This window comes from Rathayibacter sp. AY1E3 (genome assembly GCF_002932235.1).
Taxonomy (GTDB): domain Bacteria; phylum Actinomycetota; class Actinomycetes; order Actinomycetales; family Microbacteriaceae; genus Rathayibacter.
The window spans coordinates 14884-34722 of the sequence record NZ_PSVN01000011.1 but is presented as its reverse complement, the minus strand read 5'-3'; the positions used below and the strand labels follow the sequence as shown (position 1 = coordinate 34722).

The following is a 19839-nucleotide window of genomic DNA, read 5'->3' as shown; positions in this document are numbered from 1 at the left end:
AGCCTCGAGGACCTGCGCCTCCCTGAGCCCTGTGGAGGGACGAGCCCTCAGACGGACCGCTCGACGCGGATTCCCGCCTCCGTGAGCTCGCGCAGCGCCGCGGCACTCGCCTCCTCGGAGACGCCCGCGATCAGGTCCTCGAGCACGCGGACCTCGAGCCCCGCCCGTCGCGCGTCGAGTGCCGAGGCGCGCACGCAGTGGTCGGTCGCGAGTCCCACGACGTCGAGCGCGGTGACGCCCCGCTCCGCGAGCACGGCGCCGAGCTCCTCGCCCGCCTCCGTCGTGCCCTCGAAGGCCGAGTAGGAGGGGCGGCCCTGCCCCTTGAGGATCTGCACGTCGATCCGAGCGGTGTCCAGGGCCGGGTGGAACCGCGCGCCGTCCGTGCCGGCGACGCAGTGGACGGGCCAGCTGTCGACGAAGTCCGGCTCCACCGCGAAGTGGCCGCCGTTGTCGGAGTCGCCCTCGTGCCAGTCGCGGGAGGCCAGCACCGCGGAGTACCGGTCGGCGTGCGCCGCCAGATGCGCGGTGATGCCCTGGGCGACGGCCGCGCCGCCTGTGACGGCGAGCGCGCCGCCCTCGGTGAAGTCGTTCTGCACGTCGACGATCAGGAGTGCGGTGGTCATCGTGGGCCTTCCGGGAGGAGGTGGAGAGGAGGAGCGGGAGGTCGACCCGTCCGGGTCAGGAGTCGGAGAGCGAGGATCCGCAGCGGTAGACGCCCGTCACGAGGGTGTCGATCGCGGTCTTCGCCGAGTCGGAGACGTCGCCGAGAGCGTAGACCGCGAAAGTCAGCTCGGTGCCGTCCGCCGCGGTGACCACGCCGGCCAGTGTGTAGCCGGTGTCGATCCAGCCAGTCTTCGCGCGCACCGCGCCGTCGGCCGCGGCGTTGTCGCCGGCGAAGCGGTCGGAGTAGGAGAGCGAGCCCGTCCGGCCCGACACCGGCAGGCCGTCCAGGAGGATCCCCAGCTGCCCCTCGCGGGCCTGCACCTTCCGGAGCAGCTCGGTGAAGTACGCCGGCGCGACCGCGTTGTCGTCGCTCAGGCCGGAGCCGTCGACGATCGCGATCCCGGACGTGTCGACGCCGTAACCGGCGAGCCCCTGCAGCACACCGGCCTGCTCGGCAGCGAAGTCGCTGCCCGCGCCGGTGCGGATCGCGACGAGCCGCGCGAGCATCTCGGCGATCGCATTGTCGGAGACGAGCAGCATCTGCTGCACGAGCGTGCCGACCGGAGCCGACTCCACCGTGCCGAGAACCGCGGCGCCCGCGGGAGCGGTCCCGGTGGAGACCACGGGCGAGCCGTCCAGCTCGTCGGCGAACGCCTCTCCGGCCCGGCCGACCGGATCCGTGCCGCGCTCGGAGGTCGAGGCCGTGGGGTCCTCGCGATCGCCGTCCACCTGGAGCGCCGTGATCTCGGGCATGTAGCCGTCGACCTGCTCCTTGCGGTTCCAGCTCGGCTGCCAGGTCTCGCCCGAGTAGAGAGAGGAGTCGAGCACCAGCGACGTGATCGGCGTCCCGGCGGTGGACGGGTCCGCCTCCCAGGCGCTCTCGACCTGCGCCGCGAGGTCGTCGAGGTGGGCCGCTCCGGCGTAGGTCGACTCCCGGCCGGTCGGGAGCCGGGTCAGGGTGAGGTCTCCCCCGCCGACGAGGACGACGCTTCCGGGCTCGCTCCCCCGGACCACGGTGGTGGCGATTCGCGTGTCCGGGCCGAGGACCGCGAGCGCCGACGCGGCCGTGAGGATCTTGAGGGCGGAGGCGGTGCGGGACGCGGTCCCGCCCCCGCGGTCGAACAGGACCTCGCCCGTCGCGGCGTCGACCACACGCGCCTGCATCGAGCCCAGGCGCGGGTCGGCGGCGAGCCCCGCCACCGAGCAGGTGCGGAGTGCCTCGGCCGCCGCTTCGGCGGTGGGCCGCGCCGTGGCCGTCGGCGTCGGTGTGGGAGTCGCGGTGGCGGTCGGGGTCGAGACGACGGGCAGCGCCCCGGGCTCCGCGGCGCTGCCGAGGGCCGTCCCCACGCCGAAGGCGCCGCCACCGAGCACGGCGGCCACGAGCACCGCGGCGACCACGAGAGTGCGGCGACGGCGGGGAGGAGGCGTGTCGGTCATCCGCAACAGGGTAGCGACGCGAGTTCGACGCGACCTGGACGTCGCGGATGAGGCCGGGAACTCGCGGATCCGGCCGGGACGTCGCGGATGACGGGAGAGGGAGCCGCCTGTGGGAATCGAACCCACGACCTTCTCATTACGAGTGAGACGCTCTGCCGACTGAGCTAAGGCGGCGTGCACGCGGGGCCTGAGCCCCGGACACGATTACACAGCATAGCCTGCTCGCGCCCCCGGGCGTGAATCAGGACGGCGCGGTCGAGCAGAGGCTCCGCGGCGGCGGCGGCGACCGCCGCGCTCGGCTCAGGCGAGCGCGCCGCGGAGCTCCTCGAAGGAGCGGGCGATGCGTCCGGGCAGGGCCTCCCGGCCGTCGTGATCGACCCAGGCCGCCCAGGCGTGGCGGACGGCGGCGAGCCCGAGGAGCGTCAGCATCCGCGCCCGGCTGCGCACCCGCTCCGCGTCGTCGTCCTCCTGGCCGAGACGCTCGGCGACGAGCCCCTCGACCGCGAGCTCGAACTCGCGCATGCCCGCGATCTTCAGACCGACCAGATGCGGGTGCTCGCGGAAGAGCGCGCGGCGGAGGACGTGCAGCTCCCGGTCCTCCTCGAGCGGCTCCTCCATCGCGGCGACGAAGACCCGCTGCAGGTCCTCGAGCACGGCGCCCCGGCCCGCGACGAACGCCGCCGCCGTCTCGTCGGCGATGACCGGGAGCCCGCCGACCAGCGCGTCCTCCTTCGAGGCGAAGTAGTTGAAGAAGGTGCGCGTGGAGACGTCGGCGGCGCGCGAGACGTCGTCGATGGTCACGCGCTCCGGCCCGCGCTCGCTAGCGAGGCGGAGGACGGCGATCTCGATCGCCCGCCGCGTGGCCAGGCGCTTGCGCTCGCGGAGCCCGGGCTGCTGCTCGCGGGACCGCTCCTGCTCGGTCAGCACTGCGGATCCACCTCCGGGACGGTCCCCTCGAGCAGGTACGCGTCGACCGCGTCGTTCACGCAGGACGTCGACTTGTTGTAGGCCGTGTGGCCCTCGCCGTCGTAGGTGACCAGGTGACCGGCGGAGAGCTCGCCCGCGAGCGCCTGCGCCCATACGTAGGGCGTCGCGGGATCGTTCGTGGTGCCCACGACCAGGATGGGCGCCGAGCCCTCCGCGGTGATCGGCTCGCGGGAGCCCTCGAACGCCGCCGGCCACTCGCTGCAGAGGATGTCGCCGTAGGCCATGTAGCGGCCGATGGTCGGCGCGGCCTGCTCGAGAGCGGCCTCGTCGGCGCGCATCGAGGCGGTGTCGGCGTCGTAGGAGTAGTCGACGCAGTTGATCGCGAGGAACGCCTCGGTGGTGTTGTCCGCGTACCGGCCGTCCGCGTCGCGCCCGTTGTAGGCGTCCGCGTACTGGAACGCGACCGCGGGGTCGCCCCGGCGGACGCCGGCCAGCATCTCGCTCAGCGCTCCCCACGCCGTGGCGTCGTAGAGCGGGTAGACGATCGCGGTGAACAGCGTGCTCGCGCCGAGCTCCCGGCCGTCGGCGGCGCGGATCGGCGAGGCGTCCACGTCCTCGAGCATGCGCTTCAGCTGGGCCATCCCCGCGTCGACGGTGCCGGTGAACGGGCAGTCGTCCGAGCGGAGGCAGTCGGCGAGGTAGGCGCGCAGTGCGCTCTCGAACCCCTTCGCCTGCTCGCGCACCACGTCGAACGAGGTGGCCGCCGGGTCGATCGCGCCGTCGAGGACGAGGCGGCCGACCCGGTCCGGGAACAGCCCGGCGTAGGTCGCTCCGAGGAACGTGCCGTAGGAGTAGCCGAGGTAGTGCAGCGTCTCGTCGCCGAGCGCCGCGCGCAGCACGTCGAGATCACGGGCGGCGCTCGGGGTGCCGACCTCGGGCAGCAGCGGCCCGCTGCGCTCCTCGCAGGCGGCGGCGAACGCGGCAGCGGTCGTGCGCTGCGCCTGGATCCACTCGTCGCTGCCCCGCTCCCCCGGCGTGATGTCGTAGAGGTAGGAGTCGAGCCCCGCGGCGTCGAGGCAGGAGACCGCGGTGGAGGCGCCCACTCCGCGCGGATCGAAGCCGACGACGTCGTACCGGGCGGCGAGCGCGGAGTCGACCGCGTAGTCGGCGCTGTCGCGGATGAAGTCGACGCCCGACGCTCCCGGTCCGCCCGGATTCACGAGCAGGGAGCCGATCGCCGGGCCCTTCGTCGCGGGTCGGCGCACCAGAGCGATCGACGCGGTCTCCCCCGAGGGGTCGTCCCAGTCGAGCGGGACGGTCGCGTCGGTGCAGAGAGCGCCGTCGCCGCAGTCGTCCCAGACCAGCACCTGCGAGTAGTAGCGCTCCAGGGAGTCGTCGACGGTCTGCGGGTAGGGGGTGGAGGTCCGGTCGACGCTCGGGCCGGGCGCGAAGCAGCCGGTCAGGAGGGACGCGGCCGCGACGAGCGCGACGACGACGGCCGACCGGCGCCCCCGCCTCACGCGGCCACCGGACGGCGCGCCGCGACGACGAGCAGCGCCTCGAGAGCGAGGACCGGGGAGACGTTCGCGTCGATCCGCTGCCGGGCGGTCGCGATCGCGTCGAGGACGGCGAGCGTGCGGTCGGGCGGAGTCGCGTCGGCGAGCGCGGTCATCTCTGTCCGGACCTCCTCGTTGATGACGCCGCCGGGCGCTCCGAGCTGGAGGCGCACCACGTCGCGGTAGAGGGAGAGCAGGTCGACGAGGATCCGGTCGAGGCCGTCGCGGAGGCTCCGCGTCGCGCGTCGCTTCTGGTCCTCCTCGAGCGCCCGCAGCTGCGAGCGGAGCTGCGCGGGCACGGTGCCCCCGGGCTCGACGCCGAGCGAGCGCAGCGCCTGCTGCCGCTCGGCCTCGTCGCGCTCGAGGGTGATCGCCTTGGCGTCCTCGGTCGCGACCTCGATCATCCGCGCAGCGCCGAGCACCGCGTCCGAGACGCCGCGGAGGCGCAGGGCGATGCGGAGCGTCTCCTCGCGCCGCTCGCGCGCGTTCGCGTCGGTCGCCAGGCGGTGCGCCATCCCGATGTGGCTCTGAGCCTGGCGGGCGGCGCGCTCGGCGGTCTCGGGGTCGACCCCGTCGCGGCGCTCGAGGAGACCGGCGACGTCCTCGACGCTCGGCACGCGGAGCCGCACGGAGCGGACGCGGGAGCGGATGGTGGGGAGCAGATCGGCCTCGCTCGGGGCGCACAGGATCCAGACCGTGCGCTCCGGCGGCTCTTCGAGCGCCTTCAGCAGCACGTTGGACGTGCGCTCGCTCATCCGGTCGGCGTCCTCGATGACCATGACGCGGTAGCGCGACACCGAGGGCGAGTACTGCGAGCTGCTGACCAGCCGCCGCACCTCGTCGATCGAGATGATCACGCGCTCGGTGGTCAGCACGGCGAGGTCGGGATGGGAGCGCGCGGCGACCTGGCGGCAGTCGGGGCACTCCCCGCAGCCGCCGTGGCGGCAGAGCAGTGCGGAGGCGAACGCGTAGGCGAGGTTCGAGCGGCCGGACCCGGGAGGACCGGTGATGAGCCAGGAGTGCGTCATCGACGACGACTCCCGGCCACGGTCGTCCCGGGGCGTTGAGGCGTCCTGCAGGGCGCCGATGGCGTGCTCCTGCCCGACGAGCTGGCTCCAGACGGTCATGCCACCAGGCTAACCGCGAGCACCGACAGCCGACGCGCCGTCGAGGAGGACGGCGACCCGCTCCCGCACCGCGGCCGCGATCTCCTCGACGGGGAGAGCGGCGTCCACGACGAGGAAGCGCTCGGCGTCCGTCTCGGCGATCGCCAGGAACGCCTCGCGCACGCGCCCGTGGAACTCCGCCTTCTCGGCCTCCAGCCGGTCGAAGCGGGTGCGGGCCGCGTCGAGCCGGCCCCGCGCGACGGCGGGGTCGAGGTCGAGCAGGACGGTGAGGTCGGGCCTCAGGTCGTGAGTGGCCCACTCCGAGAGCCGCCGGACCTCGACGGCGTCGAGGACCCGCCCGGCTCCCTGGTAGGCGACGGAGGAGTCGATGTAGCGGTCCTGCACGACGACCTCGCCGCGCTCGAGCGCCGGTCGCACGAGCGTCCCGATGTGCTGGGCGCGGTCCGCCGCGTAGAGCAGGGCCTCGGCCCGCGGATCGATCTCGCCGCGGTGGTGCAGAACGATCTCGCGGATCTGCAGGCCCACCTCGGTGCCTCCGGGCTCGCGGGTGCGGACGACGGTCTCGCCCCGCGTGCCCAGCCACTCCTCGAGCAGCCGGGCCTGCGTGGTCTTGCCCGCGCCGTCCCCGCCCTCGAGGGTGACGAACAGCCCGGTCACGACTCCGTCGCGTCCGACGTCTCGGCGGCGGCCGCCGCGGCCGCGCGGCTCGCGGCGGTGGCGCGGGGCGCGGCGGGCTTCTTCGCTGCGGTCGTCTTCTTGGCGGCCGCGGCCGTCTTGGCCGCGGTCGTCTTGGCCGCCGTCGTCTTGGCCGCCGTCGTCTTGGCCGCCGTCGTCTTGGCCGCCGTCGTCTTGGCCGCCGTGGTCTTGGCCGCCGTCGTCTTGGGCGCGGTCGTCTTCGCCGCGGGCTTCCTGGCCGGCGCGCGCTTGGCCGGAGCCTTCTTGGCCGGGCCCTTCGCGCGCTTGTCGGCGAGCATCTGGACCGCCTGCTCGAAGTCGATCTCCTCGATCGTCAGGCCCTTGGAGATCGTGACGTTGGTCTCGCCGTCGGTCACGTAGGCGCCGAAACGTCCGTCGCGGATCCGGATCGGCTTGCCGCTGACGGGGTCCGCCTCGAACTCCTTCAGCGCGCTCGACGCGCGTCGCGCCCCGTACTTCGGCTGAGCGAAGATCTCGAGCGCCGTCGGCAGGTCGACCTCGAAGATCTGGTCCTCGCTGGTGAGCGACCGGCTGTCGGTGCCCTTCTTGATGTACGGGCCGTACCGACCGTTCTGAGCCGTGATCGGCTCGCCGCTCTCGGGGTCGTCACCGACCGTGCGCGGCAGGTCGAGCAGGCGCAGCGCCGTCGCCAGGTCGATCGACGCGACGTCCATGGACTTGAAGAGGGAGGAGGTGCGCGGCTTCACGACAGCGGGCTTCTTCGCGCCGCGCTTCGCGGGCACGGGCTCGACGACCTCCCCGGTGGCGGGATCCGCCGCGGTCTCCGGCTCCGGATCGACCTCGGTCACGTAGGGGCCGAAGCGCCCGTCCTTGACGACGACGGTCTTGCCCGAGTCGGGGTTGCTTCCCAGCACGCGGTCGGTCTGCACCGGGGCGTCGACGAGCTCCTGCGCCTTGGCGGGCGTGAGCTCGTCGGGAGCCAGCTCGAGCGGCAGGTTGACGCGACGCGGCGTCTCCTGCCCCTCCTCCTGGGCCACCTCGAGGTAGGGGCCGTACTTGCCGATGCGCAGGGTGATGTCGTCCGTGATCCGGACGGAGTTGATGCTCTTCGCATCGATCTCGCCGAGGTTGTCCACGACGTGTCGGAGCCCGGGGTGCGTGCCTCCGCCGAAGTAGAAGCGGTTGAGCCAGGCGACGCGGTCCTCCTCGCCGCCGGCGATGCGGTCGAGGTCGCCCTCCATCTCGGCGGTGAAGTCGTACTCCACCAGGTCGGAGAAGAAGTCCTCGAGCAGCCGGACCACCGAGAAGGCGATCCAGTTGGGCACGAGGGCGGTCCCGCGCGGAGTGACGTAGCCGCGGTCGACGATGGTGGAGATGATCGACGCGTAGGTCGAGGGCCGGCCGATGCCGAGCTCCTCGAGCGCCTTGACCAGGCTCGCCTCCGTGTAGCGCGGGGGCGGCGAGGTCTCGTGGCCCTTGGCCTCGACCTCGGCGACGACCAGGCTCTGGCCGACCTCGAGCACCGGCAGCTTGGCGTCCTTCTCGTCGCGGGCGCCGTGACGCTCCTCGTCGCGCCCCTCCTCGTAGGCGAGCAGGAATCCGCGGAAGGTGATGACGGTTCCGGAGGCGGTGAACTCGGCGGTCTTCGCGACGTCGCCGGCCGGCTCGGCGAGCAGCGTCACGGTGGCGGTCGAGCCCTTGGCGTCGGCCATCTGCGAGGCGACGGTGCGCTTCCAGATGAGCTCGTAGAGGCGGAGGTCGTTGCCGCGGAGGGTGCCCGAGAGCTGGTCCGGGGTGCGGAAGGTCTCGCCCGCGGGCCGGATGGCCTCGTGCGCCTCCTGCGCGTTCTTGTTCTTGCCGGAGTACAGGCGGGGCTTGTCCGGGACGGTCTCGGCTCCGTAGAGGGACGCGGCCTGAGTGCGTGCGGCGTTCAGCGCCTGCTGCGAGAGCCCGGGCGAGTCGGTCCTCATGTAGGTGATGAAGCCGTTCTCGTAGAGCGACTGCGCGACGCTCATCGTCTGGCGCGCCGAGAAGCGGAGCTTGCGCGCCGCCTCCTGCTGGAGCGTGGACGTGGTGAACGGGGCGGCGGGGCGGCGCGAGTACGGCTTGGACTCGAGGTTCGAGACCCGGACCGTGGTGGCGGGGTCGCGCAGCGCCTCGGCGAGGGCACCGGCGGTGGACTCGTCGAGGACGGTGACGTCGCCCTTCAGCTGACCGCGGTCGTCGAAGTCGCGGCCGCTTCCGATCCGCTTGCCGTCGAGCCGCGCCAGGCGGGCGTCGAAGCCCGCCGCGGCGTCCGACTCGGGTGCGAGCACGGTGGCGAGGTCCCAGTAGCTCGCCGACACGAACGCCAGGCGCTCCCGCTCGCGGTCGACCACCAGGCGGGTCGCGGCCGACTGCACCCGACCGGCCGAGAGCCCGGGGCCGACCTTGCGCCACAGCACGGGCGAGATCTCGTAGCCGTAGAGGCGGTCGAGGATGCGGCGGGTCTCCTGGGCGTCGACCAGGGAGGTGTCGATGTCCCGGGTGTTGTCGCGCGCCTTCTGGATCGCGTCCTTCGTGATCTCGTGGAAGACCATGCGGTGCACGGGGACCTTGGGCTTGAGCTCCTCGAGGAGGTGCCACGCGATGGCCTCGCCCTCGCGGTCCTCATCAGTGGCGAGGTAGAGCTCGTCGGCGTTCTTCAGCGCGCGCTTGAGGTCGGCGACCGTCTTCTTCTTCTGGTCGGAGACGACGTAGTAGGGCTCGAAGCCGTTGTCGACGTCGACGGAGAACTTGCCCAGCGGGCCCTTCTTCAGCTCCGGGGGGAGGTTCTTCGGCTCGATGAGGTCGCGGATGTGCCCGACGGAGGCGAGCACCTCGTAGCCGTCGCCCAGGTACTGGGCGATGGTCTTGGCTTTCGCCGGCGACTCGACGATCACCAGCTTCTTCGTGCCGGACACAGTTCTCCTCGATTGGTGCTGTCGGGTCGGACGACCAGTGGTCCGACGTCCCCTGCTGCGGGGAGACGGTGCGCGGCGACGTGGTGCGGGGAACGGCGACGCGTCCCCATCGGCGGGGGCGCCCGACAGGCACACCATACACACTGACCCCGGACGTCTTGCCCCCTCCCGAGGACACGGGGACCTCGGGAGGACGCTGGACACGGCCTCGGAGCCGCCTGCCCGGCCTGCCGTCGACGGGGGTGACGCGCGGCGCCGATCGGCGCATGATGAGGCATGGCAACGACGCACACCACCACGACCTCCGCCTACACGGCCAAGCTCCTCGACGGACCGCTGGAGGGCAAGACCCTCCGCCGGGGATACGGCGACGATCAGGCCCCCGCCGCACGCCTCGAAATCCCCGGGGCGAGGGCGGGCTCCCGCTATATCTACCTCCTCGCCGGCGGCCTCGAGCACGACGAGGGCGCGGGCGCCCTGCCGACCGCCGCCGCATACCGGTACCAGCGACTCTCCTCCGACTGACGCGCTCCCGCGGCGTCGTCCGGACCTCGGTCCGGACGACGCCCGCTGCTGCCTCCGCCCTCAGGGCGGCGGGCCGGCCCTCGACCGCGCCGTGAGGGAGAGCGGACCCGCGGCGACGGCCGCCTCCGTTCTCGCGACGCCCCCGTCGACGTCGCAGAGGACGAGCTCGGCGCCGTTCGCGCGGGCCACGGCGGCGGCACGTCCGCACGGATCCCCGGCCAGCAGGCCGGAGGCGACGTCGGCCGCTGCCAGGGACGAGGCGTCCGCGGCGGCGACCGCTCGCTGGTGCCCGACGACTCCTGCGCAGCCGGCGAGGACGGCGGCCGTCACCAGGATCGTGCCCGCGACGACTCCGATCGCCACGACCGCGGCCGATCCCTCCTCCCGGTCGCGGACAGCCCCGGGGAGCCGGCGGATCATCCGCCCCCGCCCAGCGCGCAGGACCGGACCGAGACCGGGAGCGAGACCGCCGGGAGCGGGCGCAGCCGGGCCGCGACGTCGACGCAGACCAGTCCGTCCTGCTCCCCCGCCGTGAGCGACGCCCCCGTCACCCGGGCGAGCGGCGCGCGGGGGTCGTCGCCCCGGGCCGCGGACCGGGCCGCGTCGGCGGCCGCGTCGACGAGCCGGACGTACTGCGCCGAGGCCGCTACCGACCCCAGGCACAGCGCCAGCACCGCGACCACCGCCGGGAGCACGAGCGCGAGCTCGGCCGTGGCCGAGCCCTCCTCCTGGACGAGCCGCCCGCGCAGCAGCGGAAGGCCTCTCATCCCGCCGCGGTGAGCGCGCGGGTCACCAGGTCGGTCAGGATGCTCCGCACCTCGTCGCCCTTGAGGATGACCACCAGCAGCCCGGCGAAACCGACCGCGGCCATCGTCGCGATCGCGTACTCCGCCGTCGCCGACCCCTCCTCGTCGCCCAGAGCGCCGAGACCTCCCCACCCGGGTCGGCGCCACTCGACGCGCCCCGCGGAGACGTCGATGCCCGTTCCTCCGCCGGACGCCGCACCTCCGCCGCTCCTCGAGCCCCGGCTCGTTCCGGGCACACCACTTCCCGCATCCCTGCTCCTACCGAGTCCTCGACTCCGGGAGACTCCCCCGCCGCTGATCGCCGTGTCACTTCTCATCCGTCCTGCTCCGTTCCGCCCCGCTCCGTGCCCCTCCTCCGAGGATCGCTGACTCCCGATCCCGCCGATCGACCCTCCGGCCGATCCGTGGAGACGCCTCCCGATCCCGCCCCTGTGGAGGAGCGGTCGACCGCGTCACGCCGCCACCGAGAACGTCGAGAGCAGCACCGAGACGACCATCGGAGCCACTCCGAGCAGCAGGAACGCCGGCAGCACGCAGATCCCGAGCGGCAGCATCAGGGTCACGCCGAGCCGAGCGGCTCGCTCCCGCGCCCCGGAGGACGCCCGTGCCCGGACCAGAGCCGCCTCGCTCCGGAGCAGGCGTCCGGCCGGCACGCCCGCCGCCGCGGAGAGGGCGAGCACCGGGTCCGCGTCGGAGAGCACACGCTCGCCCGAGTCGAGCCCGCACTCGGCGAGCGCCGCCACGACCCGGGCGCGCGACGACTCGATCGAGCCGCCACCGGCCAGCGCCACCGAGAGGAGGTCGAGCGCGAGCCCGGGCGCCGGATCGGCCGGGGCCGCGCTTCGGACGAGGCGCCGCGTCCACGCGTGCGCGGCCGCCATCAACCCGGCTCCCCCGACCAGGCAGACCGCACCGGGCACCGTCCCGAGGAGCACGCCGACCACGTCGAAGCCCAGCAGTGCCCCCAGACCCAGCGCCGCCAGCGGCAGCGCGCTCACGACCCTCCCGGTGGCGGAGGGACCGGCCAGAGCCACCTCGATGTCCCGGCGGGCGCGCGCCAGCTCGCGCAGGGACTCCGCCAGCTCGCCGAGAGCGGCGGCGACCGGCGCGCCGGAGTCGGCGGCCACCCGCCACGCGGCGGCCAGCGCCGCCCACGCGGTCGCCTCACCGGTGTCCGGCGCTCGCCGTCGCGGCCGCTTCCGCTCCGAGCCGCTCCGCCGCGAAACCGGCGTCCCGCGCAGCAGCGCCTCCGTCACGTCGCCCCCGCGGCCGGCCTCCTCCGACACCGCCCGGAGCAGTCGCCGCCGCCGCGCGTCCCCGCTGTCCGCCCCCTCCGCCCCCGCGAGATGCCCGAGAGCCGACGCGGGAGCCACTCCCGCCGCGAGGAGGACGGCCAGTCGGTGCACGACGGTCGCGACCTCGTCCAGCCCGTCGCGGCCCGTCACGCGCCCGACCTCGAGGCGCTCGGGAGCGAGCCGTCCTCGACCCTCAAGCGTCCGGCCGCGTCGAGCGCGAACGTCCCTGACGCCGCCAGCCGCCGCCGACCGTCGCGGCGCTCGAGGTGGAGCACCAGGTCGATCGCGCTGACCGTCTGGCGGGCGATCGCCTCGGGCCCGAGCCCCGCGAGGACCCCGAGCGCCTCGAGACGCGCGGGCACGTCCTCGAGGGAGTTCGCGTGGAGGGTCCCCGCACCGCCGTCGTGCCCGGTGTTCAGCGCGGACAGCAGCTCGCGCAGCTCGACGCCGCGGCACTCGCCGAGGACCAGGCGGTCCGGACGCATCCGCAGCGCCTCCCGCACGAGCCGGTCCAGGCCCACGGCACCGGCGCCCTCGAGGTTGGGCTGCCGCGCCTCGAGCGAGACGACGTGCGGGTGCGCCGGCCGGAGCTCGCCGACGTCCTCGATGGCCACGATCCGCTCGGTCGGCGCCGCGCACCCGAGCAGGGCGCCGAGCAGGGTGGTCTTGCCTGATCCACCGGCTCCCGTGATCAGCAGGTTCCACCGCTCGCGGACCGCCCGGCGCAGAAGCCGCACTCCGTCGTCGTCCAGCATCCCGGCCGCCTGCAGCTCCCCGAGCGTCCAGGAGTCCGACCGCGGCACCCGCACCGACACGAGCGCTCCCCCGGTCGCCACCGGCGGCAGCACGACGTGCACGCGGACCCCGTGGCGGAGCCTGACGTCCACGCACGGGCTCGCCTCGTCGACGTGCCGTCCACCGGCCGCGACCAGCGCGACGGCCAGCCGCCGTGCTCCGGCGGCGTCGAGCGTCCACTCCGGAACCCGCTCCGCACCACCGCCCCGGTCGATCCAGAGGCCCGCGCCGCCGTTCACGAAGAGGTCGGTCACCGCGGGGTCCGCGGCGTGCGGCGCGAGCAGCCCGAGACCGGCGGCGGCGGGCCGCACCGGCAGCGGGTCGCGGCGGTGCTCGGCGGGGACGAGGGGGACGAAGTCGCGGGTCATCCCGGCACGCTAGGAGCCCGTTCCGCGCGCCGGGGCGCTCCCTGCCCGATCGGAGGAGAGACGCCCGCGTCGGCGCCTGTGGAGGAACGACCCGGGCCGGACGCGCGCGCAGGGGCGGCCCGGGGCTCTCGGCAGGGAGCCGCTCCGAGGAGGGGCCCCACGGCGCAGAGAAGCCCAGTCGACGAGAAGACGTCCCGGCAACGCGGAAACGCCCCCGCGAGCAGGGCTCGAGCGGGGGCGTCCCTCCGCCGGAGCCGGCGGGAAGAAGGGGGCGGCACCCATTGGGGGGAACAGGTGCCGCCTCGGCGGCGCTGGATTGGGGGGAATCACTTGCGCCGCTGGGCCGAAGTTCATTCGGCCGTATGCAACTGTAGGGGACGGATCGCGATTCGCCAAGCCCGGATCCTGTTCTCTGCGGACTCTTATCCGACACCCGCCCCGCACCCAGCTTGCGGCGCTCGGCGATCCGCGCTGGAGGCGGGCGCTACGGTGGTGCGACGCCGACCGCGCGGGCCGGCGAACGTCTCACTCGCGAAGGAGCGAATCGCAGATGTCCACTCCCCCCGACGCCCCGGCCGCCGACCGGAACGCTATCGACAACCTCCTCCACGAGACCCGCCGGTTCCCGCCGCCGGCCGATCTCGCCGCCGGAGCGGTCGCGACCGCCGCGCTCTACGACGAGGCCGCGGCCGACCGCCTCGCCTTCTGGGCCGACCGGAGCCGCGAGCTCCTGCACTGGCACCGGCCGTTCACGCGCACGCTCGACTGGAGCGAGCCCCCGTTCGCGAAGTGGTTCGACGACGGCGAGCTGAACGTGGCCTACAACTGCCTCGACCGCCACGTCCTGGCCGGCCACGGCGACCGCGTCGCCCTGCACTGGGAGGGCGAGCCCGGCGACTCCCGCTCGATCACCTACGCCGAGCTCACCGCCGAGGTGAAGCGCGCCGCGAATCTGCTCACGAGCCTCGGCGTCCGCGCCGGCGACCGCGTCGCGATCTACCTGCCCATGATCCCGGAGGCGGTCATCGCGATGCTGGCCGTCGCCCGGCTGGGGGCGGTCCACTCCGTCGTCTTCGGCGGCTTCAGCGCCGAGAGCCTCCGCGCGCGGATCGACGACGCGGAGGCGACACTCGTCATCACCGCCGACGGCGGCTGGCGCAAGGGCGCCGTCTCGCCCCTGAAGCCGGCGGTCGACGCCGCGCTCGCCCTCGGCGGCGAGTCCAGCGTCCAGCACGTCCTGGTCGTGCGCCGCGGAGGCAACGAGGTCGCCTGGCACGAGGGGCGCGACCTCTGGTGGCACGAGGAGATCGTGGCGGTCGACGCCGACCACGTCGCCAAGCCGTTCCCCGCCGAGCAGCCCCTCTTCATCCTCTACACGAGCGGCACGACCGGGAAGCCCAAGGGCATCCTGCACACCAGCGGCGGGTACCTCACCCAGGTCGCCTTCACGCACCGCGCGGTCTTCGACCTGCACCCCGAGTCGGACGTCTACTGGTCGACCGCGGACGTGGGCTGGATCACCGGACACAGCTACGTCGTCTACGGCCCGCTCGCCAACGGCGCCACCCAGGTGATGTACGAGGGCACTCCGGACAGCCCGCATCCCGGCCGCTGGTGGGAGATCGTCGAGAAGCACGGCGTGACGATCCTCTACGCGGCGCCCACGGCGATCCGCTCCTTCATGAAGCTCGGCCGGCAGATCCCGCAGCGCTTCGACCTCTCGAGCCTGCGCCTGCTCGGATCGGTCGGCGAGCCGATCAACCCGGAGGCGTGGGTCTGGTACCGCGACGTCATCGGCGGCGGCCGCACCCCCATCGTCGACACGTGGTGGCAGACCGAGACCGGCGCGATGATGGTGTCCCCCCTGCCCGGGGTGACGACTCTCAAGCCCGGGTCCGCGCAGGTCGCTCTGCCGGGGATCTCGATCGACGTGGTCGACGACGCCGGGACGCCGGTCGGCGCCGACGAGGGCGGACTGCTCGTGATCACCGAGCCCTGGCCGGCGATGCTGCGCGGCATCTGGGGCGACCCGGAGCGCTACGTCGAGACCTACTGGTCGAAGTTCGGCGACCGCTACTTCGCGGGTGACGGAGCGCGTCGCGACCAGGACGGCGACCTCTGGCTCCTGGGGCGCGTGGACGACGTGATGAACGTCTCCGGCCACCGCCTCTCGACCGCCGAGATCGAGTCGGCCCTCGTCTCGCACCCGGTCGTCGCCGAGGCGGCCGTCGTGGGAGCCGCGGACGAGACCACCGGCCAGGCCGTGGTCGCGTTCGTGATCGCGAAGGCGAGCCAGGCCGAGGCGCTGGCCCACGGACACGAACAGCTCGAGGCCACCCTGAAGGCGCACGTCGCCGAGCACATCGGCGCGATCGCCCGCCCGAAGCGGATCTTCGTGGTGCAGGAGCTGCCCAAGACCCGCTCGGGGAAGATCATGCGCCGGCTGCTTCGCGACGTGGCGGAGGGACGCGCCGTGGGCGACACGACGACGCTCGCGGACACGCAGGTGATGGCGGTGATCTCCTCCGCGATCGCCGCGGACTGACCGGGCGCCGCCCCCTCCCGCCGCGTGGGCCGGAGGGGGCGGTGCGTCAGTCGAAGGCGACGATCAGCTCGACCTCGACGGGAGCGCCGAGGGGCAGCTCCGCCACCCCGACGGCCGAGCGCGCGTGACGGCCGGGCTCGCCGAACACGTCGCCGAGCAGCTCCGAGGCGCCGTTGATCACGCCGGGCTGCCCGGTGAAGCCGGAGGCGGACGCGACGAAGCCGGTGAGCTTCACGATCCGCGTCACCCGGTCGAGCGATCCGATCGCGTCGGCGACGGCCGCGAGCGCGTTGAGGGCGCAGGTGCGGGCCAGCTCCTTCGCCTGCTCGGGCGACACCTCGTCGCCGACCTTGCCGACCAGCGGCAGAGCGCCGTCGACGAAGGGGATCTGCCCCGCCGTGTAGACGAGGCCGCCGTGCACGACGGCAGGGACGTAGGCGCCGGCGGGGACCGCGACCGCGGGCAGCTCGACGCCGAGCTCCGCGAGGCGCTCGGCGATCACGCGCCGGCCTCGGCGACGGGGCGCTTGAGGTACGCGACGAGGCCGCCCTCGGGACCGGTCACGATCTGGACCAGCTCCCAGCCCTCGGATCCCCAGGTGTTCAGGATCGCCGTGGTGTTGTGGATCATCAGCGGGGTGGTGATGTACTCCCAGCGCGGGACGGACATGGCTCTCCTCGGGTGCGGCCGGTGCGGGACGACTGCTGAGCGCCGCGCGTCGGCGGGATGAGCGCCGCGGCTCGTCCGAGCGCGGCGACTACGCTGATTCTATGTCGGGGCAGGGCGGGACCAGAGTCGTGAAGACGATCGGGGGCGCCGTCGGCGGTCTGATCGGCATCGTCGCCATGAGCGTCGTCGCGGGAGTCCTGGTGGCCGCCTCGGTGACGCCGGCGATCGCGCTGAGCGGCATGGCCGCCGGCAACACGGTGGAGATGTTCGACAACCTCCCCGAGTACCTCGAGATCGGCACGCTCGCCGAGAAGAGCGACGTGTACGCGAAGGACTCCTCCGGCGGCGACGTGCTGCTCGCCTCCTTCTACGCCCAGAACCGCGTCGAGGTGGGCTGGGACGAGATCTCGCCGTTCGTGAAGGACGCCGTGGTCGCATCCGAGGACCCCCGCTTCTACGAGCACGGCGGCATCGATCTGCTCGGCACCGTCCGCGCGGCCGCGACGACGGCCATGGGCGGGGACGTCCAGGGCGGCTCCTCCATCACGCAGCAGTACGTCAAGAACGTGCTCGTGCAGAAGGCGGAGGCGCTCAGCGATCCGATCGAGCGCGACGCGGCCTACCGCGAGGCCACGGAGACCACTCCGGAGCGCAAGGTCGCGGAGATGCGGCTCGCCATCGGGCTCGAGAAGGAGTATCCGAAGAACGACATCCTGCTGGGCTACCTCAACATCGCCCTGTTCGGCGGCACCGTCTACGGCGTCGAGGCGGCTGCCCGCTACTACTTCGGAGTGAGCGCGAAGGACCTCTCGCTCGCGCAGTCCGCCGCGCTCGTCGCGATCGTGAACAACCCCGAGAAGTTCCGCTTCGACCGGCCCGGCGACCCGGCGAACCCCGCCGCGGAGGGCTACCCGCAGACCCGGGACCGGCGCGACTACATCGTGACCCGCATGGACCTCGAGTCGAAGGTGACGTCCGAGCAGGCGCAGGCGGCCGTCGCCGAGCCCGTGACGCCGAACATCACCGAGCCGAGCACCGGCTGCCAGACGGCCGGAGTCGCGGCCTTCTTCTGCGACTACGTCACCTGGGTCATCAAGAACGACGACGCGTTCGGTGCGAGCCAGGACGAGCGCGACGCCACCTTCAAGCGCGGCGGCTACCGGATCTACACGACCCTCGACTCCGACCTGCAGCAGGCCGCCGTCTCGGCCACCGACGACTGGGTGCCCAAGTCGATGGCGAACGTGAACATCGGCAGCGCGAGCGTCTCGGTCGAGGTCGGCACCGGCCGCATCCTCGCGATGACCCAGAACAAGGACTACTCCAACGATCCGGACCTGACGGGCCCCAACTACACGAGCGTCAACTACAACACCGACTTCGGGTACGGCGGCTCCTCGGGATTCCAGGTCGGCTCGACCTACAAGGTGTTCACCCTCGCGGAGTGGCTGCAGGAGGGGCACTCGCTCGGCGAGAGCGTCGACGGCACCCGCCGCGCCTACACGACCTTCCGTGACAGCTGCGAGCCCGACGGCGTCTACTACGGCGAGTCCTGGAACCCCGGGAACGACGAGGGCGGCAACGGAGGAGTGACCACGGCCCTGCAGGCCACGACCGGCTCGATCAACACCTCGTTCGCCGCCATGGCCCAGCAGCTGGACCTCTGCGGCATCCGCAACACGGCGCTGGCGATGGGCGTGCACCGTGCCGACGGGACCGAGCTGCAGAAGCTCGCGCCGACCATCCTCGGCACCAACGAGATCGCTCCGCTCACGATGGCCACGGCCTTCGCCGGCTTCGCGAACAAGGGCACCGTCTGCACGCCCATCGCGATCGACCGGATCGTCGACCGCACGGGCGCGGACGTCGCGCCGCCCGCCTCCGAGTGCAGCCAGGGGATGTCCGAGGAGGTGGCCGCGACCGCCGGCTACGCCCTGCAGCAGGTGGTGACGGGCGGCACCGGCGCCCCCTCCAACCCCCGCACCGGGGTGCCGCACATCGGCAAGACCGGCACCACGGACGACGCGCTGCACACGTGGATGGTCGGCGCGAGCACCGAGGTCGCCACCGCCACCTGGGTCGGCAACGTGACCGGCTTCACCTCCATGCGCGGGTTCAGTCTCAACCGGGTGAACGCCGGTCAGGTGCGCCACCAGATCTGGCCGCGCATCATGCGCGTCGCCGACGCGAAGTACGGCGGGACGGCGTTCCCGGCTCCGGTCCGCTCGCTCGTCGACGCTCCGCAGGAGGCCGTGCCCCAGGTCACCGGCCAGAGCCCCTCTGCGGCGGCCGCACGCCTGCGCTCCGTCGGCTTCACGGTCCGCGTCGACACCTCTCCGGTCCCCTCCGACCGCCCGACAGGGACGGTCGCGCAGACGAACCCGCCCGCCGGGTCGCGCGTCTCCCGGGGCGCGGAGATCACCCTGAAGATCAGTGCCGGACCGGGCGCCCCGCCCCGCGCGGGCTGAGCCCCGGCACCCCCGGCTGCTCCCGAGGGAGCGTCCGGCAGAATGAACGCGACCGCGCTCGCGGCCGACGTGCGAGAGAAGGACCCATGACCGGACGCACCCGTCGCCCCCTGACCACCGCCCTCGCGACCGTCGCCGCGGCCGGAGCCGTCGCCGCGGCCTGGGGCATCGGCGTCGAGCGGACGCTGTTCACCGTCCGGCGCACGTCGTTCCCGGTGCTGCCCGCGGGTTCCGAGCCGATCCGCGTCCTGCACGTGTCTGACCTGCACATGGCCCCGTGGCAGACGAAGAAGCAGGAGTGGATCCGCTCGCTCCTCGCCCTGGCCCCCGACGTCGTGGTCGACACCGGCGACAACCTCGGCCACCGCGACGGCGTGCTCGGCATCCGCCGGGCTCTGGAGCCCTTCGCCGGGATCCCCGGCGCCTTCGTCAACGGATCCAACGACTACTTCGGCCCTCGGATCAAGAACCCGCTCCGCTACTTCGTCGGCCCCTCCAAGAACCCCAAGCAGCACGAGGCCGATCTCGACACCGACGGGCTGACCGGCTTCTTCTCGGACGGGCTCGGGTGGGTGGACCTCAACAACCGCGCCGAGAGCATCACGGTGAAGGGGACGCGCATCGAGTTCTTCGGCGTCGACGACCCGCACATCGGCCTCGACCGCATCGACCTCGTCGCCGGAGCCGTGGACGAGCTGCGCGGCGCGGAGGACGGACCGGCCGGGGTCAGCATCGGCGTGGCGCACGCGCCCTACCAGCGCATCCTCGACGACTTCGTCGCCCGCGGCGCCGAGGTGATCCTCGCCGGGCACACGCACGGCGGGCAGGTCTGCGTCCCGGGCTTCGGCGCCCTCGTCACCAACTGCGACATCCCGCGCGACAAGGTCGCCGGCTCGACGACGTGGGACAACGGACTGCGCAGCTCGTACCTCAACGTGTCCGCCGGAGTCGGCACCTCGATCTACGCACCGGTGCGCTTCGCCTGCCGGCCCGAGGTGACCCTCGTCACGCTCACTCCGGCGGCCTGACGAGGGGTGTCCGACGGCGGTCCGGAAATCG

At 73.3% G+C, this 19839-nt stretch carries 18 protein-coding genes and 1 tRNA gene; 4 read left to right on the top strand and 15 right to left on the bottom strand.

All coding sequences use genetic code 11. The annotated features are described in order from the left end of the window. Positions 1–47: 47 nt before the first annotated feature. From C5C53_RS10705 to topA, 8 genes are all read right to left on the bottom strand, one after another. Complete coding sequence (locus C5C53_RS10705) at positions 48–623, bottom strand: nicotinamidase (RefSeq protein ID WP_104227241.1); 576 nt, start codon at positions 621–623, stop codon at positions 48–50. Positions 624–678: 55 nt separating this feature from the next. Then, positions 679–2100: a D-alanyl-D-alanine carboxypeptidase/D-alanyl-D-alanine-endopeptidase gene (dacB, locus tag C5C53_RS10700; RefSeq protein WP_104247330.1), complete on the bottom strand. Its 1422-nt coding sequence runs from the start codon at positions 2098–2100 to the stop codon at positions 679–681. A 101-nt stretch (positions 2101–2201) separates the two neighbouring features. After that, positions 2202–2274: transfer RNA gene (locus C5C53_RS10695), tRNA-Thr, on the bottom strand. 126 nt (positions 2275–2400) lie between these two features. Continuing rightward, complete coding sequence (locus C5C53_RS17150) at positions 2401–3027, bottom strand: TetR/AcrR family transcriptional regulator (protein WP_181027157.1); 627 nt, start codon at positions 3025–3027, stop codon at positions 2401–2403. After that, positions 3021–4547, bottom strand: a complete 1527-nt coding sequence (locus tag C5C53_RS10685; protein ID WP_104267512.1) for an alpha/beta hydrolase — start codon at positions 4545–4547, stop codon at positions 3021–3023. Before C5C53_RS10685 ends, C5C53_RS17150 begins: the two co-directional genes overlap by 7 nt. Beyond that, entirely contained in the window at positions 4544–5710 is a 1167-nt protein-coding gene (locus tag C5C53_RS10680; protein WP_104222203.1) for a DNA polymerase III subunit delta', read from the bottom strand. Before C5C53_RS10680 ends, C5C53_RS10685 begins: the two co-directional genes overlap by 4 nt. A gap of 9 nt (positions 5711–5719) precedes the next feature. Further along, positions 5720–6367, bottom strand: a complete 648-nt coding sequence (tmk, locus tag C5C53_RS10675) for a dTMP kinase (RefSeq protein WP_104267511.1) — start codon at positions 6365–6367, stop codon at positions 5720–5722. Continuing rightward, complete coding sequence (gene topA, locus C5C53_RS10670) at positions 6364–9309, bottom strand: type I DNA topoisomerase (protein ID WP_104267510.1); 2946 nt, start codon at positions 9307–9309, stop codon at positions 6364–6366. The genes tmk and topA overlap by 4 nt, the downstream gene beginning before the upstream one ends. A gap of 276 nt (positions 9310–9585) precedes the next feature. Between topA and C5C53_RS10665 the strand changes: the two genes are divergently transcribed. Further along, positions 9586–9834: a hypothetical protein gene (locus C5C53_RS10665; RefSeq protein WP_104222197.1), complete on the top strand. Its 249-nt coding sequence runs from the start codon at positions 9586–9588 to the stop codon at positions 9832–9834. A gap of 60 nt (positions 9835–9894) precedes the next feature. On the opposite strand, the gene C5C53_RS10660 is transcribed toward C5C53_RS10665, so the two are convergent. The 5 genes from C5C53_RS10660 to C5C53_RS10640 form a co-directional block, all read right to left on the bottom strand. Next, positions 9895–10254 carry an Rv3654c family TadE-like protein gene (locus tag C5C53_RS10660; protein ID WP_104222195.1) on the bottom strand — a complete coding sequence of 120 codons (360 nt, stop codon included), beginning with the start codon at positions 10252–10254 and terminating at the stop codon, positions 9895–9897. Continuing rightward, positions 10251–10601 (bottom strand): TadE family type IV pilus minor pilin, encoded by a 351-nt coding sequence (locus C5C53_RS10655; RefSeq protein WP_104222193.1) that lies wholly within the window; start codon positions 10599–10601, stop codon positions 10251–10253. The genes C5C53_RS10660 and C5C53_RS10655 overlap by 4 nt, the downstream gene beginning before the upstream one ends. After that, complete coding sequence (locus C5C53_RS10650; protein WP_244229600.1) at positions 10598–10876, bottom strand: DUF4244 domain-containing protein; 279 nt, start codon at positions 10874–10876, stop codon at positions 10598–10600. Before C5C53_RS10650 ends, C5C53_RS10655 begins: the two co-directional genes overlap by 4 nt. A 216-nt stretch (positions 10877–11092) precedes the next feature. Further along, on the bottom strand, positions 11093–12085 hold the full coding sequence (locus tag C5C53_RS10645; RefSeq protein ID WP_104267509.1) for a type II secretion system F family protein: 993 nt from the start codon (positions 12083–12085) through the stop codon (positions 11093–11095). After that, positions 12082–13098, bottom strand: a complete 1017-nt coding sequence (locus C5C53_RS10640) for a TadA family conjugal transfer-associated ATPase (protein ID WP_104267508.1) — start codon at positions 13096–13098, stop codon at positions 12082–12084. The genes C5C53_RS10645 and C5C53_RS10640 overlap by 4 nt, the downstream gene beginning before the upstream one ends. Positions 13099–13648: 550 nt before the next feature. Between C5C53_RS10640 and acs the strand changes: the two genes are divergently transcribed. After that, on the top strand, positions 13649–15643 hold the full coding sequence (acs, locus tag C5C53_RS10635; protein ID WP_104267507.1) for an acetate--CoA ligase: 1995 nt from the start codon (positions 13649–13651) through the stop codon (positions 15641–15643). A gap of 46 nt (positions 15644–15689) precedes the next feature. On the opposite strand, the gene C5C53_RS10630 is transcribed toward acs, so the two are convergent. After that, on the bottom strand, positions 15690–16145 hold the full coding sequence (locus tag C5C53_RS10630) for a RidA family protein (RefSeq protein WP_219812178.1): 456 nt from the start codon (positions 16143–16145) through the stop codon (positions 15690–15692). Next, on the bottom strand, positions 16142–16312 hold the full coding sequence (locus C5C53_RS17145) for a hypothetical protein (protein ID WP_164861113.1): 171 nt from the start codon (positions 16310–16312) through the stop codon (positions 16142–16144). The genes C5C53_RS10630 and C5C53_RS17145 overlap by 4 nt, the downstream gene beginning before the upstream one ends. A gap of 101 nt (positions 16313–16413) precedes the next feature. On the opposite strand from C5C53_RS17145, the gene C5C53_RS10625 reads away from it, so the two are divergent. Beyond that, positions 16414–18780 (top strand): transglycosylase domain-containing protein, encoded by a 2367-nt coding sequence (locus C5C53_RS10625; RefSeq protein ID WP_104267506.1) that lies wholly within the window; start codon positions 16414–16416, stop codon positions 18778–18780. An 86-nt stretch (positions 18781–18866) separates the two neighbouring features. After that, a complete protein-coding gene (locus C5C53_RS10620; RefSeq protein WP_104222183.1) occupies positions 18867–19808 on the top strand; it encodes a metallophosphoesterase in 942 nt (313 codons plus the stop codon). Positions 19809–19839 lie beyond the last annotated feature (31 nt).

What these genes read in the sequence shown, in the direction of transcription:
- C5C53_RS10705 (WP_104227241.1), bottom strand. Translation starts at nt 623, where the DNA reads ATGACCACCGCACTCCTGATCGTCGACGTGCAGAACGACTTCACCGAG.
- dacB (WP_104247330.1), bottom strand. Translation starts at nt 2,100, where the DNA reads ATGACCGACACGCCTCCTCCCCGCCGTCGCCGCACTCTCGTGGTCGCC.
- C5C53_RS10680 (WP_104222203.1), bottom strand. Translation starts at nt 5,710, where the DNA reads ATGACCGTCTGGAGCCAGCTCGTCGGGCAGGAGCACGCCATCGGCGCC.
- C5C53_RS10665 (WP_104222197.1), top strand. Translation starts at nt 9,586, where the DNA reads ATGGCAACGACGCACACCACCACGACCTCCGCCTACACGGCCAAGCTC.
- C5C53_RS10660 (WP_104222195.1), bottom strand. Translation starts at nt 10,254, where the DNA reads ATGATCCGCCGGCTCCCCGGGGCTGTCCGCGACCGGGAGGAGGGATCG.
- C5C53_RS10655 (WP_104222193.1), bottom strand. Translation starts at nt 10,601, where the DNA reads ATGAGAGGCCTTCCGCTGCTGCGCGGGCGGCTCGTCCAGGAGGAGGGC.
- C5C53_RS10640 (WP_104267508.1), bottom strand. Translation starts at nt 13,098, where the DNA reads ATGACCCGCGACTTCGTCCCCCTCGTCCCCGCCGAGCACCGCCGCGAC.
- acs (WP_104267507.1), top strand. Translation starts at nt 13,649, where the DNA reads ATGTCCACTCCCCCCGACGCCCCGGCCGCCGACCGGAACGCTATCGAC.
- C5C53_RS17145 (WP_164861113.1), bottom strand. Translation starts at nt 16,312, where the DNA reads ATGTCCGTCCCGCGCTGGGAGTACATCACCACCCCGCTGATGATCCAC.
- C5C53_RS10625 (WP_104267506.1), top strand. Translation starts at nt 16,414, where the DNA reads ATGTCGGGGCAGGGCGGGACCAGAGTCGTGAAGACGATCGGGGGCGCC.
- C5C53_RS10620 (WP_104222183.1), top strand. Translation starts at nt 18,867, where the DNA reads ATGACCGGACGCACCCGTCGCCCCCTGACCACCGCCCTCGCGACCGTC.